The 16,640-nt window shown below is 55.6% G+C and carries 16 protein-coding genes; 15 read left to right on the forward strand and 1 reads right to left on the reverse strand.

What is annotated here, in order from left to right; genetic code table 11:
- The first annotated feature begins 31 nt into the window (after positions 1-31).
- The 15 genes from NFU03_RS01780 (at position 32) to hfq (ending at position 15,975) form a co-directional block, all read left to right on the forward strand.
- Positions 32-829 (forward strand): DUF3388 domain-containing protein, encoded by a 798-nt coding sequence (locus tag NFU03_RS01780; RefSeq protein WP_251635606.1) that lies wholly within the window; start codon positions 32-34, stop codon positions 827-829.
- Between the two features lie 72 nt (positions 830-901).
- Positions 902-1,744, forward strand: a complete 843-nt coding sequence (locus NFU03_RS01785; protein ID WP_251635608.1) for a RodZ domain-containing protein — start codon at positions 902-904, stop codon at positions 1,742-1,744.
- 96 nt (positions 1,745-1,840) lie between these two features.
- Positions 1,841-2,419 (forward strand): CDP-diacylglycerol--glycerol-3-phosphate 3-phosphatidyltransferase, encoded by a 579-nt coding sequence (pgsA, locus tag NFU03_RS01790; RefSeq protein WP_251635610.1) that lies wholly within the window; start codon positions 1,841-1,843, stop codon positions 2,417-2,419.
- Between the two features lie 16 nt (positions 2,420-2,435).
- Complete coding sequence (locus NFU03_RS01795; protein ID WP_251635612.1) at positions 2,436-3,671, forward strand: competence/damage-inducible protein A; 1,236 nt, start codon at positions 2,436-2,438, stop codon at positions 3,669-3,671.
- 179 nt (positions 3,672-3,850) lie between these two features.
- Positions 3,851-4,912, forward strand: coding sequence for a recombinase RecA (gene recA / locus NFU03_RS01800; protein WP_285835400.1), 1,062 nt, complete (start codon positions 3,851-3,853; stop codon positions 4,910-4,912).
- A 227-nt stretch (positions 4,913-5,139) separates the two neighbouring features.
- Positions 5,140-6,696, forward strand: a complete 1,557-nt coding sequence (gene rny / locus NFU03_RS01805; RefSeq protein ID WP_251635613.1) for a ribonuclease Y — start codon at positions 5,140-5,142, stop codon at positions 6,694-6,696.
- Between the two features lie 56 nt (positions 6,697-6,752).
- Positions 6,753-7,550, forward strand: a complete 798-nt coding sequence (locus NFU03_RS01810) for a TIGR00282 family metallophosphoesterase (RefSeq protein WP_251635614.1) — start codon at positions 6,753-6,755, stop codon at positions 7,548-7,550.
- An 89-nt stretch (positions 7,551-7,639) separates the two neighbouring features.
- Positions 7,640-7,918 (forward strand): stage V sporulation protein S, encoded by a 279-nt coding sequence (locus NFU03_RS01815; protein WP_251635615.1) that lies wholly within the window; start codon positions 7,640-7,642, stop codon positions 7,916-7,918.
- A gap of 253 nt (positions 7,919-8,171) precedes the next feature.
- Positions 8,172-8,606: a YlbF/YmcA family competence regulator gene (locus NFU03_RS01820; RefSeq protein ID WP_251635616.1), complete on the forward strand. Its 435-nt coding sequence runs from the start codon at positions 8,172-8,174 to the stop codon at positions 8,604-8,606.
- A 132-nt stretch (positions 8,607-8,738) separates the two neighbouring features.
- Complete coding sequence (gene cotE / locus NFU03_RS01825) at positions 8,739-9,248, forward strand: outer spore coat protein CotE (protein ID WP_309296245.1); 510 nt, start codon at positions 8,739-8,741, stop codon at positions 9,246-9,248.
- A 119-nt stretch (positions 9,249-9,367) separates the two neighbouring features.
- Positions 9,368-11,929, forward strand: a complete 2,562-nt coding sequence (gene mutS, locus NFU03_RS01830) for a DNA mismatch repair protein MutS (protein ID WP_251635617.1) — start codon at positions 9,368-9,370, stop codon at positions 11,927-11,929.
- Positions 11,930-11,945: 16 nt separating this feature from the next.
- Entirely contained in the window at positions 11,946-13,835 is a 1,890-nt protein-coding gene (gene mutL, locus NFU03_RS01835; protein WP_251635619.1) for a DNA mismatch repair endonuclease MutL, read from the forward strand.
- A 17-nt stretch (positions 13,836-13,852) separates the two neighbouring features.
- Positions 13,853-14,770: an alpha/beta fold hydrolase gene (locus NFU03_RS01840; RefSeq protein WP_251635620.1), complete on the forward strand. Its 918-nt coding sequence runs from the start codon at positions 13,853-13,855 to the stop codon at positions 14,768-14,770.
- Positions 14,764-15,735, forward strand: a complete 972-nt coding sequence (gene miaA / locus NFU03_RS01845; protein ID WP_251635622.1) for a tRNA (adenosine(37)-N6)-dimethylallyltransferase MiaA — start codon at positions 14,764-14,766, stop codon at positions 15,733-15,735. Before NFU03_RS01840 ends, miaA begins: the two co-directional genes overlap by 7 nt.
- Positions 15,736-15,765: 30 nt before the next feature.
- Complete coding sequence (hfq, locus tag NFU03_RS01850) at positions 15,766-15,975, forward strand: RNA chaperone Hfq (protein WP_398289703.1); 210 nt, start codon at positions 15,766-15,768, stop codon at positions 15,973-15,975.
- A 23-nt stretch (positions 15,976-15,998) separates the two neighbouring features.
- On the opposite strand, the gene NFU03_RS01855 is transcribed toward hfq, so the two are convergent.
- A complete protein-coding gene (locus tag NFU03_RS01855; RefSeq protein WP_251635626.1) occupies positions 15,999-16,604 on the reverse strand; it encodes a trimeric intracellular cation channel family protein in 606 nt (201 codons plus the stop codon).
- Positions 16,605-16,640 lie beyond the last annotated feature (36 nt).

The raw sequence follows: 16,640 nt of genomic DNA on the forward strand, positions 1-16,640 counted from the left end.
TGAGTGGTAATCAGGCGAAGGAGGGGTTCCATTGGGTGAATGGTATCTGGAATACGAGCTGCAGGTGAACCGTCCGGGACTTCTCGGGGACATTGCTTCCTTACTCGGGATGCTCCGCGTCAATATCGTCACGATCAACGGAGTCGACGGGGACACACGGGGAATGCTCGTGCGGACGGATGACGACGACCAGATCAAACGGTTCGAACTGATCGCGTCCACGATGGACACGATTGAGATACGCAAGATCCGGCAGCCGAAACTGCGGGACGTCCTCGCTGTGCGTCACGGCCGCTATATTCAGCGGACTGCGGATGATCGCAATACGTTCCGGTTCCTGCGCAGTGAACTCGGGGTGCTCGTCGACTTCATGGCTGAAATCTTCAAGCAGGATGGCCATAAGCTGGTCGGTATCCGCGGAATGCCGAGGGTCGGGAAAACCGAGTCTGTCGTTGCCGCGAGTGTCTGTGCGAACAAGAAGTGGATCTTTCTGTCATCGACGATGATCAAGCAGACCGTCCGCAACAGTCTGATGGGCGATGAATTCTCGAAAGATAATATTTTCATCCTCGACGGCATCGTCACCAGGAAATCCGGCGACGAGCGGCACATGCAGCTCGTACGGGAAATGATGCGCCTCCCTTCAACGAAAGTTGTCGAACATCCGGATATGTTCGTCCAGCACTCTGAATACTCCATAGAGGATTTCGACTACATCATCGAACTGCGTACAGATCCCGACCAGGAGATTACATATGAAGTCATCGACAATAACGTGATGAATTCAGGACGCGGCGGCGCAGACGGATTTGGTATGTTCAATTTTTAAAACAGGCAGGTGATCAAGTTGTCCGGTTTAGGCAATCGTCTTCAAGAGGCGAGAAAAGCAAAAGGTTACACCTTGGATGACTTACAGGCAATAACGAAAATACAGAAACGGTACTTGGCCGGGATCGAGAACGAGGATTACAGCATGATGCCCGGCTCTTTCTATGTCCGCGCATTCATCAAGCAATATGCGGAAGCGGTCGGTCTCGATTCGCAGGAAATGCTCGCGCTCTACCGGGATAACGAGTCTTCCGTCCAGATGCGGGAAGAGGAAGTCCAGCGGAGCGCCCCCCAGATGCAGCAGAAACCAGGCTATCTGAAGTCAGGGCGCATGAACGAAGTCCTTCCGAAGATAATCGCGGCACTGTTCATCGTCGTCATACTTGGAGTGGTCGTCTTCCTGTACCAGCATCAGGCCAGCGCGCCGAAGCCGGAGGAAGCGACGACGGACGAAATGACTGTGGATAAGCCGAAAGACGATCCGGTGGTCGATGATAAGGGTCAAGGGGACAAAGCAGACGGGGAACCGGCAGACGGGGAAGATGCTGACAAAGCAGAACCTGAAGCTGAGCCGGAAGCACCTGCTCCCGAGCAGACACTGACACAGTCTTCCATTTCCGGAGCGACTTCCACGTTCACACTGGAAAACGCTGAAACCTTCTCCGTTACCGTGAAAGTGAAGCAGGACGGCGAGTCATGGATCGGCATTACGAACCCGAACGGGGAAGAGCTCCTTCCTCAAGGCGCTCGCGTGATGACAGGCGGCCAGGAAGAGACCGTCGATCTGAACGGACAGCAATCAGCCAGGATACGTGTGGGACGTACGCAATTCACGGAAGTCCTTGTCAACGGTGAACCGCTGGCATATCCGAACGACACGGTCACCCAAAACATCATCATCGAATATAAAAAATGAAAATAGTCATCTGAGAAGATGACTTTTTTCATTCTTACACTGCCTGCTCGCAGCAGGTTCCAAAAGATCGCATAATCGAATAAGGAGCGTTGCCCTATGAACTTGCCAAACAAAATCACGGTTTCCCGTGTCCTGCTCATCCCGATATTCATCGTTTTCATGCTGGCCGATTTCGGGATGGGCACCCTGTCGATCGGAGGAACGACACTCCCTGTCGAACAATTCATCGGCGGGCTGATCTTCATTTTCGCATCAGCGACTGACTGGCTCGACGGCTACATCGCCCGGAGGAACAATCTGGTGACCAACATGGGGAAATTCCTCGACCCGCTCGCGGATAAACTTCTAGTTTCCGCGGCATTCATCATCCTCGTCGAGTTCGGCGCGGCGCCGTCGTGGGTTGTCATCATCATCATCAGCCGTGAGTTCGCCGTCACGGGCCTCCGTCTGCTGCTCGCAGGAGAAGGGGAAGTCGTCGCTGCCAACCAGCTCGGCAAGATCAAGACTGTCACCCAGATCCTGGCTATCGCATCGCTTCTGCTGCACAATATCTTCTTTGAAGCGGTGAACTTCCCGTTCGGAACTGTCATGCTGTACGTCTGCCTGATCTTCACGATCTGGTCAGGTCTCGATTATTTCATGAAAAACAAACACGTATTGACGCAATCCATGTAACGAGGGGGAATCTTCGATGAAAGCTGAAATCATCGCAGTCGGTTCGGAACTGCTGCTTGGTCAGATCACGAATACCAATGCGAAATTCATCTCGGCACAGCTCGCGGAAATCGGCATCGACGTCTTCTATCAGACGGTCGTCGGCGATAACCCATCCCGGCTGGAAGAGACCATCCGGATTGCGGAAAGCCGGGCTGATCTGATCATCTTCTCCGGCGGGCTCGGTCCGACGAAAGATGACCTGACGAAAGAGACGATCGCGAAACATATCGGCTGTGATCTCGAAATGGATGAGGAGGCGCTCACTTCCATCGAAGCGTATTTCGAACGGACGGGCCGTACGATGACCGACAACAACCGGAAGCAGGCGCTCGTGCTTGAGGGAGCAACTGTCCTCGTCAACCGGAACGGCATGGCACCCGGCATGGCTGCAATTGCAGGCGGCCGCACCTATATACTGCTGCCCGGACCCCCTCACGAGATGGAGCCGATGTTCCGGCAGGAGGCGGTCCCTTATTTACAGCAGCTGCTCGGTCATCAGGAAGCGATCATCTCGACAGTCGTGAAATTCTTCGGCATCGGGGAGGCGGAGCTTGCAGCCAGGCTGCAGGATCTGCTCGACCGGCAGACGAACCCGACCATCGCTCCGCTCGCGACGCGTGACGCCGTGACACTCCGGCTGACGGCGAAAGCGCCATCGGAAAGTGAAGCGCGCGGACTAATCGCTCCGGTGATCGACGAGCTCCGCGATCAGGTCGGCGCCTATATCGTCGGATTCGATGAGGATACGCTTCCTTCGAAAGCCGCAGATCTGCTGCTGGCCAAAGGCCTGACCATCTCGGCTGCCGAAAGCCTGACTGCCGGACTGTTCACATCTCTGCTTGCGGAACAGCCGGGTATCAGCCGGTCGCTTGCAGGCGGGATGACGGTCTATACGCGGGAAGCGAAAATCCGGCAGCTCGGTGTCGATCCCTCTCTGCTCGACCGTTTTGGTATCGTCAGCGCGGAGTGCGCGAAAACGCTTGCTGAGAAAGTCCGCAGCCGTTTCGGAACGGATATCGGCGTAGGACTGACAGGCGCGGCCGGCCCCGACCCGCATGACGGCGAACCGGCAGGCACCGTCTGGATCGGAATCGCTGCAGAAGACCGGACGGAAGCCTATCAGCTGCGGCTGTCCGGCTTGCGGAACACGAACCGCGAGAGGGCTGCGAATTACGCACTCTACTATCTTATCAGGCTGCTGGAGCACTAATCGGGCAAAATTGAAGTTTCGCTCCGATTCTCAATTAAAATCCGGATATAGTCCGTTTTCTCAATTAAATCTCGAATTTCAAGCAAAAAGTCGAATACTCGTTCGCTTTTTGCTTGTTTATTTTTCTCAAAAGGAGTATAGTAGAGACAGTTAGAAAACACCTTGAAGGAGGAATTTTTTTGAGCGATCGTAAAGCGGCGCTGGATCAGGCGCTGAAACAAATAGAAAAGCAATTCGGCAAAGGGTCTGTCATGAAACTCGGGGAAAAGACGGACCGTGAAATCTCCACATCATCCACCGGCTCACTTGCGCTGGATGCAGCACTCGGGGTGGGCGGCTATCCGCGGGGCCGGGTCATCGAGATCTATGGACCTGAAAGTTCAGGTAAGACGACCGTTGCGCTGCATGCAATCGCAGAAGTGCAGGCGTCAGGCGGACAGGCAGCCTTCATCGATGCGGAGCACGCACTCGATCCGGTCTATGCCCAGAAGCTCGGTGTCAACATCGATGAGCTCCTGCTGTCACAGCCGGACACGGGTGAACAGGCACTCGAAATCGCGGAAGCCCTCGTCCGGAGCGGTGCCGTCGACATCATCGTCATCGACTCCGTTGCGGCATTGGTGCCGAAAGCGGAAATCGAAGGCGAGATGGGTGATTCCCACGTCGGTCTGCAGGCGCGGCTCATGTCACAGGCTCTCCGTAAGCTGTCGGGCGCCATCAACAAGTCGAAGACCATTGCTGTATTCATCAACCAGATCCGTGAAAAAGTCGGCGTCATGTTCGGGAACCCTGAAGTGACTCCGGGCGGCCGCGCGCTGAAGTTCTATTCGTCCGTGCGCCTTGAAGTGCGCCGCGGTGAAGCGATCAAGCACGGTACCGATATCATGGGGAACAAGACCCGTATCCGTGTCGTGAAAAACAAAGTCGCGCCTCCGTTCCGTACAGCTGAAGTGGATGTCATGTACGGTGAAGGGATCTCGAAAGAAGGGGAGATCGTCGACCTCGGTGTCGAAGCTGAAGTTGTCCAGAAGAGCGGCGCCTGGTACTCCTATGAAGGGGACCGGATGGGTCAGGGACGGGAGAATGCGAAGCAGTTCCTGAAAGAGAACCCCTCGATCCGCGCGGAAATCTCCGATAAGATCCGCAGCAGCTACGGGCTCACTTCCGATAACTATGTCATCGCAGCACATAACCAGGACGAAGATGAAGAAGAATTGGCACTTTTCGAAGACGAAGAATGATAACAGCCGAGCCGGCAGCCCTTCAGTGGGGCGCCGGCTTTCTGTATTGAAAAAAGCGGCGGCTTGCGTCTCTATCTTGACATGCCAGAATGACACCGATACAATTAGAATTGTATAATTCCCACCATTTGAAACGATGTTTGGTTGAAACGAATTCAGGCGGTATATTGAAAGCTGATGTACAAGCCGACTACACATGAAAAAATAGGCAAGAGGAGGTGACCTGAATGGGTACGATCATCATCTCCGCTTTGCTCGGTCTCATCGTCGGTGCAGTTGTTATGTTTGTGTATAACAAAAACGTGAACGAGTCAAAAGTGACTGGTGCCAAGCACTCCGCTGAAACAATCGTGGAAGAGGCGAAGCGCGAAGCGGAGGCATTGAAAAAAGAAGCACTGCTTGAAGCGAAAGATGAAAATCACAAATTGCGAGTGGAAGCGGAAACGGATATACGGGAAAGACGGACCGAATTGCAGAAGCAGGAAAACCGGCTGCTGCAGCGGGAAGAGAACCTCGACCGTAAAGATGATTCCCTCAACAAACGCGAAGCCAGTCTGGAGCGCAAAGACGACGCGCTTTCCGGAAGACAACAGCATATTGAAGAGATGGAACGCAAGGCGGAACAATTAGTTGCCGTGCAGCAGACGGAACTGGAAAAGATTTCAGCACTGACCCGTGATGAGGCGAAACATCTCATCCTGGACGATGTGGAACGCGAACTGTCCACGGATATCGCTGTCATGACGAAAGAGTCCGAACAGCGTGCCAAGGAAGAGTCCGAGAAACGGGCACGGGAGATCCTCTCCCTCGCCGTTCAGCGATTCGCAGCGGATCACGTGGCGGAAACGACCGTTTCCGTCGTCAATCTGCCGAATGATGAAATGAAAGGCCGGATCATCGGCCGGGAAGGCCGTAACATCCGCACACTGGAGACATTGACAGGGATCGATCTCATCATTGACGATACCCCTGAAGCGGTCATCCTGTCCGGCTTCGATCCGGTACGCCGTGAAATTGCCCGTCTGGCGCTTGAGAAGCTCGTCGCCGACGGACGCATCCATCCGGCACGGATTGAAGAAATGGTGGATAAGTCCCGCCGCGAAGTCGACGAACTGATCCGGGAAACCGGGGAACAGACGACATTCGATATCGGCGTGCACAATCTGCATCCGGATCTCATCAAGATTCTGGGCCGGTTGAAATTCCGTACAAGCTACGGCCAGAACGTCTTGAAGCACTCGACGGAAGTCGCCTACTTGGCAGGTCTGCTCGCTGCAGAACTGGGCGAAGACGTGACACTCGCGAGACGCGCAGGACTTCTCCATGACATCGGAAAGGCCATCGACCACGAAGTGGAAGGCAGTCACGTACAGATCGGCAAAGAATTGGCCATCAAGTACAAAGAGCATCCAGTGGTCATCAATAGCATCGCTTCCCATCATGGGGACGAGGAAGCGACCTCTGTCATCGCGGTGCTCGTCGCTGCAGCAGACGCCCTGTCGGCTGCACGTCCGGGAGCCCGCAGCGAAACACTTGAAAACTACATCCGCCGTCTTCAGAAGCTGGAGGAAATCTCCGAGTCCTATGAAGGCGTCGAGAAATCATTCGCCATCCAGGCGGGCCGCGAAGTGAGGATCATCGTGCGCCCGGATGTGATCGACGACATTACGGCCCATCGTCTCGCCCGCGATATCCGGAAACGGATCGAGGAAGAACTGGACTACCCCGGTCACATCAAAATCACGGTACTTCGGGAAACCCGTGCCGTGGAGTACGCAAAATAACGAGAGGGGCTTCCGGCAGTTTGCGGAAGCCTCTTTCTTTTGGAAAGAGGTCGACTATGAAAGTATTATTTATCGGCGATATCGTCGGATCACCCGGACGGGATATGGTCTTTGACTACCTGCCCCGTCTCAAGAAGAAATACAAGCCCGACGTCGTCATCGCGAACGGAGAAAACGCGGCTGCCGGACGGGGCATCACGAAAGCGATCTTCGACGACCTGCTTCGGGCCGGCGTCGACGTGGTCACGATGGGCAACCATACGTGGGACCATAAGGACATCTATGATTTCATCGATGAAACGGAGTATCTGATCCGGCCCGCGAACTTCTCGGAAGAAGCCCCCGGTCTCGGAATGACATATATCGAACGCGGCGGCGTCACGCTTGCCGTCCTCAACCTGCACGGCCGGACATTCCTGCCGCCGCACGATGATCCGTTCAAAAAAGCGGATGAGCTAATCCGGGAAGCGAACGAACGGACACCGCTCGTCTTCGTCGATTTCCATGCGGAAGCGACGAGTGAAAAGATCGCGATGGGCTTCCATCTGGACGGCCGGGCATCGGTTGTCGTCGGAACACACACCCACGTGCAGACCGCAGACAGCCGCGTGCTGCCTGAAGGGACCGCCTACATCACGGATGTCGGGATGACCGGACCGTATGATGCAATTCTCGGCATGAAGAAAGAGGATGTCATCTACCGGTTCCAGACGAATATGCCGGTGCGGTTCCAAGTGCCGAAAGACGGACGTGCCCAGCTGAACGGCATAGTGGCGGACATCGATCCTTCAAACGGCCGCGCCCGCTCCATCGAACGGGTTCTCATCAATGACGATAACCCGTTCCAAGTGTAAGGGACAGTGTCTAAAAGGTTCTTTCCTTTCATAGGATGGTGCATGGAGAACTGCATTCCATATACCACTATCCATAAGGAGGAAACACGTTGAACCCATTGAAAGTATCTTCCCGCTCAAATCCGAATTCCGTCGCAGGAGCACTCGTGGCAGTCATCCGGGACCAAGGTTTTGCTGAAATGCAGGCAGTCGGCGCAGGTGCGCTCAACCAGGCCATCAAGGCGGTGGCGATCGCCCGGGGGTTCGTGGCGCCGAGCGGGAGCGATCTGATCTGCTCCCCGGCGTTCGCTGATATCGAGATCAACGGAGAGGGCCGCACCGCACTGAAGCTCTTTGTCGAAAAGCGGACCCGCCAGCAAGCGCTATAATCCGGACACTGCGGCAGAACTTCCCACCGCAGTGTCTTTTTCTGTGACAAATGGGGGACAATCCCGTAAGCTCATATACAGATGTGAAACGCTTCAGTATAATGGGGATACGTGCTGTCTGGGTTCTCTATGCACAGCGGCATGCGGGAAGAAGGGGCTTCCGCACTTCCGAATGCCCCGTTTACAGAAGCGAAAAAGGGTCGCCCGATGGGGAATCCATCGGAGTGAACAATGAGGAAAAGGTGATGGCATAATGGAACAGCGGTATACAAAAGAACAGATCATCGAAAAAGCACGGGAAATCGCACATATGATCGCCAATACGGAGCAGGTCGAACTGTTCAAACAGACAGAAGCACACATAAACGAAAACAAAAAAGTGCGGGAGAAGATCGCGAGCCTGAAGTCTCTCCAGAAACAGGCGGTCAACTTCCAGGAATACGACAAAGAGCGTGCCCTCGGCATCATCGAAAAGAAGATCGAAGAGATCGAAAACGAAATCGATGCCGTTCCGCTCGTCCAGGAATTCAAGCAGTCGCAGGCGGACGTGAACGAACTGCTGCAGCTCGTCTCCCACACAATCTCGAACCGGGTGACGGACCAAATCATCGAGTCCACCGGCGGGGATGTACTGAAAGGGCAGACGGGATCGTATGTCCAGAACACACAGCATAAGCCGCTATCCTGATCATCGATCGGAAGAGATGAATTCTCTTCCGATTTTTTTCACTTTCTGGGCTTCTGCTGCATAGGATGTAAAGAAGTCTACGAAGGAGGAAGGAAACTGAAGAATCTACGTCAAGTCGTAACGAAAGCGATCATCGCAAAGGGGAAGCAGCGCACAGAGAAGGAAGTCACGCTCACGCCGCCGAACCGTCCGTCTAGCATCCTCGGCTGCTGGGTCATCAACCACACCCACAGCGCGAAGAAGTCAGGGTCCTCTATCGAAGTGACAGGGAAGTTCGACGTCAACGTATGGTACTCCCACCACGATCATTCCAAGACATCGGTGTTCACGGAGACGGTTGCATACAAAGACACGATCAAACTCCGTTATCGCGATGAGCCATCGTCTTCCAAAGAGGAAATCCGCGTCGAAGTGCTCCAGCAGCCGAACTGTACGGAAGCCATCATCTCGGAATGCCAGCAGAACTTCCAGATCAAAGTGGAACGCGAGCTGCTCGCAGAGGTGATCGGGGAGACGAAAGTGCTGATCACGGTCCACTCGAATGAGCTGGAGGAAGACTGGTCGTTCGACGACGAATCGACGAATGAGCAGCATGCAAGCCAAGGAAGCAGCCGACAGGGTAACGATCATTCGCCATTTTAAAGCCGAAGCTTGTTTTCGGCTTTTTCTTTTTGTCCGCTGCCGGAGCTGCACATCGGTCTACGGGAGGGAACAGATTCTGTTATACTAAAGGAATACTATTATGCTGTGAGGGAATCAGAATGACAACCTATACTCCAATGATGCAACAATATATGCAAGTGAAATCCCAGCACGAAGACGCATTCCTGTTCTTCCGGCTCGGAGATTTCTATGAAATGTTCTTTTCGGATGCAACTGAAGCGTCCCATCTGCTCGAAATCACGCTGACAAGCCGGGAAGGCGGCGAATCGGGACGCATCCCGATGTGCGGAGTGCCTTACCATTCGGCACAAGGGTATATCGAGACGCTCGTCAGTAAAGGACACAAGGTCGCCATCTGCGAGCAGACCGAAGATCCGCGGCAAGTGAAAGGCCTCGTCAAACGGGAGGTCGTCCGCGTCATCACCCCCGGGACGATCACGGAAGGCAAGAGCATCGATGCCCGTTCCAACAACTATATCGGCTCCGTGAACAGGATCAGCGGCACGGCGTACGCCATCTCCTATCTTGACCTCGCTACAGGCGAAGGGACTGTCGAGTACATCGAGGGGGATGAAAACACGATCGTCCAGGCGATCGATTCGCTCGGCATGAAAGAAACAGTGGTCGACGAACAGCTGCAGATTATGCTCAGCGACGCAGCCGGCAGCAAAGGGATCGTCCTGTCGATCTGCGACGGGGACAGCTGCAGCCCGCACGGACGCGACCTGTTCCAAGACTTGCCGTCAGCCGCCGTCGCTGCAGGGAAGCGGCTCGTCGCCTACTTGCAGCAGACACAGAAATCGTCGCTTGATCATCTGCAGCCGTTCCGCTTCCTTGCACGTGAAGCGAAGCTGTCGATCGACGCCAACTCGATGCGGAACCTGGAACTGATCCAGTCGATCCGCTCCGGAGGCAAGGAAGGCACGCTCTTCTGGCTGCTCGACGAAACGAGCACTGCGATGGGTGCACGCAAACTGAAGACGTGGATCCGGCAGCCGCTCGCCGACCGGCCTGAAATCGAACGCCGGCTGGATACGGTCGGTGAACTGATCGATGCCTTCTTCCTGCGGGATGAACTGAAAACGTCATTGCGGGACGTGTATGACCTCGAGCGGCTTGCGGGCAGATTATCGATGGGAAGTGCTAGTGCAAGGGACCTCGCGCAGCTGCGCAACTCCCTCCGCGTCATCCCGTCCCTGAAAGCGCTGCTGGCAGAATCGGACAAGGAGCACTTGCGGGCGTTCTCGGAACGGATCAGCCCATGCGACGAACAATGCCAGATTCTCGAACAGGCGATCGCGGAATCACCTCCGCTTTCGGCGAAAGAAGGCGGCATCATCAAGGACGGTTTCCACGGACAGCTGGATACATACCGGGACGCCTCGAAGAACGGCAAGCTGTGGCTCGCGGAGCTTGAGAAGAAAGAGCGGGAACTGACGGGCATCAAAGGGCTGAAAATCGGCTACAACCGCATCTTCGGCTACTTCATTGAAATCACGAAGTCGAACCTCCACTTGGCGGACCTCTCCCGCTACGAGCGGAAACAGACACTCGCCAACTGCGAACGGTATATCACGCCAGAACTGAAAGAGAAAGAAGAGCTGATCCTCAGTGCGGAATCGCAGAGCCTGGACCTTGAGTATTCCCTCTTCACACAAGTGAGGGAAGAGCTGAAAGAAGGCATCGGGGACATCCAGCAGCTTGCGTCGGTCATCAGTGAGCTAGATGTGCTTACCGCCTTCGCCGAAGTGTCCGAATCACGGCAATACGTGAAACCGCAGTTCACCGAAGGGAAAACGCTCGAAATCCGGAACGGCCGTCATCCGGTCGTCGAGAAGATGATGGACCATTCGCTTTACGTCCCGAACAGCTGCACACTGACGGAAGAGGCGAACATGCTGCTCATCACGGGGCCGAACATGTCCGGGAAGAGCACGTTCATGCGCCAGGTCGCCCTGACAGCTATCATGGCGCAGATCGGCTGTTACGTCCCTTGCGAGTCCGCACGCCTGCCGATCACCGATCAGATCTTCACGAGGATCGGTGCAGCCGATGACGTCGCTTCCGGCCAGAGTACGTTCATGATGGAAATGCTCGAATCCCAGCAGGCGATCGCCCATGCGACCGACCGCAGCCTGCTGCTGTTCGACGAGATCGGCCGCGGGACATCGACATATGACGGGATGGCGCTCGCACAGGCGATGATGGAATACATCCACGATGAAATCGGCGCGAATACGCTCTTCTCCACCCATTATCATGAATTGACAGCGCTCGATCAGGAACTGGACAGACTGGTGAACGTCCATGTCGCTGCGATGGAGCAGGAAGGCAAAGTCGTCTTCCTGCACAAAGTGATGGCGGGGCCGGCTGACCGCAGCTACGGTATCCACGTAGCTGAACTTGCAGGACTGCCGACCGCTTTGCTGACGCGCGCCCGCATACTTTTGGAAGGTTTCGAGAGCCAGCGGACCGACGAGCAGAGCAGTGCACCGGCAAGTGAGCAGATCAGCTTCTTCGACTTCGCGCCGGAAGAACCGGAGGAAGTCCCGGCCGGACAAGCGGAAGTGCTGCAGCAGATCAGCGGATTGGACGCAGCAAACACGACCCCGCTCCAGGCGCTGCAGCTGCTGTTCGAACTGAAAGCCAAGCTGAAGTGAGAAAGGAAGTGGCACTATGGACATCATTAAAGTGATGGATGCTCCGCTTGCCAACAAGATCGCGGCCGGTGAAGTCGTGGAACGTCCGGCTTCAATCGTCAAGGAGCTTGTGGAGAACTCGATCGATGCCGGCAGTTCATCCATCGAGATCACGCTTGAGGAAGCTGGTCTGACGAGCATCCGTGTCACCGATAACGGCAAAGGGATGAGCCCGGCGGACGCGTTGCGGTCGTTTGAACGTCACGCGACGAGCAAGCTGGACAACGAACACGATCTGTTCCGCATCCGGACACTCGGATTCCGAGGCGAGGCACTCGCGAGTATTACGGCCGTCTCGAAAGTGCACCTATGGACGTCGGACGGCGCGGAAGGATGCGAAGTGCTGATCGAAGGCGGCCGCGTGACCGACAGCCGGTCCGCAGCGCTGCGGAAAGGGACGGATATTACTGTTTCACAGGTCTTCTTCAATACGCCCGCACGACTGAAATATATGAAGACCATCCAGACGGAACTCGGCCATACGATCGATCTCGTCAACAGGCTCGCAATCAGCCATCCGAAGATCTCCTTCCGTCTCACCCATGCCCAGCATCTGCTGCTGAAAACGACCGGTTCCGGTGATCTGCTGCGCGTCCTGTCCGATGTGTACGGAATGGCCGTTGCTAAAAAAATGATTCCGTTTGAGGCGGAAAACGCCGATTACAAGGTAAAAGGATATGTGACGCTGCCTGAGATGACACGGGCGTCGAAAAACTACATGACCGTCCTGATCAACGGCCGGTGGGTCAAAAGCTATACGGTGAACAAGGCGGTGCTCGATGCACTCCATACGTATTTGCCGATCGGCCGCTTTCCAATCGCTGTCGTGGAAGTGGAGGCAGATCCGTACTTGACGGATGTCAATGTCCATCCGTCCAAGCAGTTCATCAAAGTGAGCAAAGAAGGGGAACTGCTCAATGCAGTCCGGGAAGGGGTTCACCAGGCGGTCAGACGGGCGATGATCATCCCGGACGCAGCCCCGACAGCACCGAAACCGAAAAGAGTGAACAGTGTGCAGGAATCCTTCTGGAAACGTCCGGAAGCCCCCGTCCATGCAAGTGAACCTTCCGCGGCGCCGGAGGAGTATGCGGAAGTGACCCCGCGGTCATGGTCGGTGGAGGAAACAGAATCCCGTATAACGGAACAATCCGGACAGGTGACAGTTCCGCACGAGGACCGTTCTGAAGAGTCAGGTATGCCGGAATCTGTGCGTTCAGCCGAGGGAGACATGCGGCAGGATGGATCGGCTGCCGCTGCCGATCCTGCAGAAAAGAGCCGTCCCGATTTCCCGGCTCTACTGCCGGTCGGACAGGTCCACGGTACGTATATCGTGGCGCAGAATGAAGACGGTTTCTACCTGATCGACCAGCACGCCGCACAGGAACGCATCAAGTATGAGTATTTCCGCGACAAAATTGCAGAAGTCGATCATCAGGAACGGCAGATGCTGCTGATGCCGCTCATCTTCCATTACTCGGCAGATGAACAGCTGAAGATCGAAGAACGGCTTGAGGCCTTGCAGGAAGTGGGTATCTATCTGGAAAGTTTCGGTCCTTCCTCCTACACGGTGAAGGAATATCCGTCCTGGTTTCCGCCAGCTGAAGCCTCTTCCATCATCGAAGAAATGATCGAGCAGGTGCTGCATACGAAACAGGTCGATATCGCCAAGCTGCGGGAGGAGACCGCAATCATGATGAGCTGCAAACGGTCCATCAAAGCGAATCATTACTTGACAGCCGGAGATATGCAGCGGCTCCTGAAAGACTTGGGCGACGCGGACAATCCGTATACGTGCCCGCACGGAAGACCGGTGCTCATCCATTTCACGACGCACGAACTGGAAAAGATGTTCAAGCGTGTGATGTAAGAGAGGGAGGAACTGAAATGATCACAGAAGTGGTAATGATGTCGGACGGCACGCCGATCGAAGTCCTTTCCGTCATGCCGGAAGGGACGCCGAAGGCCCATATCCATCTCGTCCACGGGATGGCCGAGCACATCGGGCGCTATGAGCGGACAGCCGAACTGCTTGCGGCGCAAGGATATGCCGTGACAGGACACAACCAGCGCGGCCACGGGGGGCTTGCTGAGAAAGCCGGGCAGCTCGGTGATTTCGAAGACGGCGTCACGTTCGACCGGCTCGTTGAGGACGTGCGTGAAGTGCTGAATGTGTTCAAGCTGCGCCGTGGCGGACTGAAAACCATCCTGTTCGGCCACAGCATGGGTTCCTTCGTCGTCCGCAGGTTCGCCCAGCTGTACGGCCGGGAGATCGAAGGACTGATCTGCTCAGGAACCGCAGGGAAACCGGGAGCGACAGCAGCAGGCGGCATCGCCCTGTCCTCGGTGCTTTCCGCGAAAGACGGCAGGCATGCACCGAGTCATGTACTGAATACCCTCGGCTTCGGCAGCTACAACCGGACGATCGACAACCCGGAAACGCCGTTCGACTGGCTGTCCACTGATAAGGAAACCGTTCAGGCATACATCGATGATCCGCTGTCGGGAGCAGTTTCGACGAATGCATTTTTCAGGGTGCTGTTCGAGGGGCTGAATACGATCAGTTCGGCCGGCAGCAACAGCACCGTGCCGAGCGGGCTGCCGGTACTCTTTTTCTCCGGCAGCAGCGATCCGGTCGGCAATATGGGCAGCGGAGTCTTCGAAGCTGCCGGACTGTTCAGCTCTGCAGGTGTCCGGGACGTCACGGTCTTTCTGGCGGAAGGTGAACGGCACGAGACTTTGTCGGGACCGCCTTCCGATCTCGTGCTTCCGATGATGACCGACTGGATATCGAAGCGATGGTGATTCCATTCGATGCAGTCGTCATCGTCGGTCCGACCGCTTCCGGCAAGACGGACACAGCCGTCCGCCTCGCCGGCTGTCTCGGCGGGGAGGTCATCAACGGGGATGCGATGCAGGTATATCGCGGCCTGGACATCGGCACTGCCAAGATCACTGCTGATGAGATGAAAGGAATCCCGCACCATCTGTTCGACATCAAGGCTCCGGATGAACCGTTTTCCGCTGCCGAGTATCAGCGGACCGTCCGGCTGAAGATCGAGGAGATCCGACGGCGGGGGAAACTGCCGATCGTCGTCGGGGGGACCGGCCTCTACATCCAGTCGGTCCTCTATGATTACCGGTTCACGGAAGCTGCAGGGGACGAGCAGGTGCGTGCCCGGCTCGAACAGGAGCTCGCGGACTTCGGCGCGGACGTCCTGCACAGCAGGCTCAAGGAAATCGATCCGGTCAGCGCAGGGAAAATCCACCCGAATAACCACCGCCGTCTCGTCCGGGCTCTCGAAATAATCGAAGTGACCGGGTCGACGAAAGCGGAACAGGAAGCAGGAGCAGGAGCCGCCCCTATCTATCAGGCACTCATAGTCGGACTCGATATGCCCCGCGACGTTCTCTACGCGCGGATCGACCGGCGGGTGGACATGATGATGGACGCCGGTCTGCTGGCGGAAGTGGAAGGTTTGCGGGATTCAGGATTACGGGACGTCCAGTCGGTGCAGGCGATCGGCTACAAAGAGCTGTATGATGCGCTCGACGGCAGGCAGACTGCAGAGGTAGCTGTGGAACTCATTAAGAGGAATACACGCCGCTATGCGAAACGGCAGATGACCTATTTCAGGAATAAGCTGCCGGTCATCTGGATGGATGCCACGCTCGGCAGCACTGCAGTCGTCCAAGAGATTTGCAAGTATATGAAGGACTTTGCGGAAGAGACGCCGAATAAAGAAACAAGCTCTGAAGAAAAACAATAATAGGGGGATTCCGCAGTGTCAAACGCCAATATGCAAGATGTCTTTTTGAACTCACTCAGAAAGAACAGCACGTTCGTCACCATTTTCCTGACGAACGGCTTCCAGCTGAAAGGGCTGATCAAGTCCTATGATAATTACACTGTCCTGCTGGAATCCGACGGCAAGCAGCAGCTCATCTACAAGCATGCCATCTCGACCTATGTACCGGCGAAACCGGTCATCCTGAAAGAAGAACAGTAAAAAAAGGCCATGACGGCCTTTTTTTATTTGGACAGCAATGACCGCTGCGGCAGCTGCCAGTGGAACTTGATCGACAGCATCCGCAGGGCGGCCGTCACGACGAGCAGGACATAGAGCGCAGCGTCATGGACGTACGTATCAAAACCGACAATCAGACCGGCAAGCGCGGCCCACACTGCATATATATCACTTTTGAATACAAGCGGCTGGCGGCCTGCGAGCAAATCGCGGATCACTCCGCCGCCTGCTCCGGTCAAGACGGCTGCAGCGACGACCGCGAACAGAGACATGTCAAGTTCGACAGCCATCAGTGCTCCCTGGATTGCAAACGCTGCAAGTCCGACGGCATCGAAGTAAGATCCCCAGCGGTTCCATGTCTTCAGCAAATAGCCCGAAAAGAAAAAGATCACACCAATAAGCACAGATGCCACGAGGAAAAACATCTCCTGCCCCCACAGCACGGAGACCGGCACACCGATGAACACGTTGCGCACCGCGCCGCCGCCGAACGCCGTCACCATTCCGAGAATATACACACCAAACATATCAAAGTCCTCTTCCATCGCTACAATCGCCCCTGAAATCGCAAAAGCGGCTGTGCCGATCAGACTGAAAACATCCCACGTCACTGAATCGTGCCTCCGTTCTTATCCCCAAACAATTGA

This window comes from Sporosarcina sp. NCCP-2716 (assembly GCF_023707985.1).
In the GTDB taxonomy this organism is placed as follows: domain Bacteria; phylum Bacillota; class Bacilli; order Bacillales_A; family Planococcaceae; genus Sporosarcina.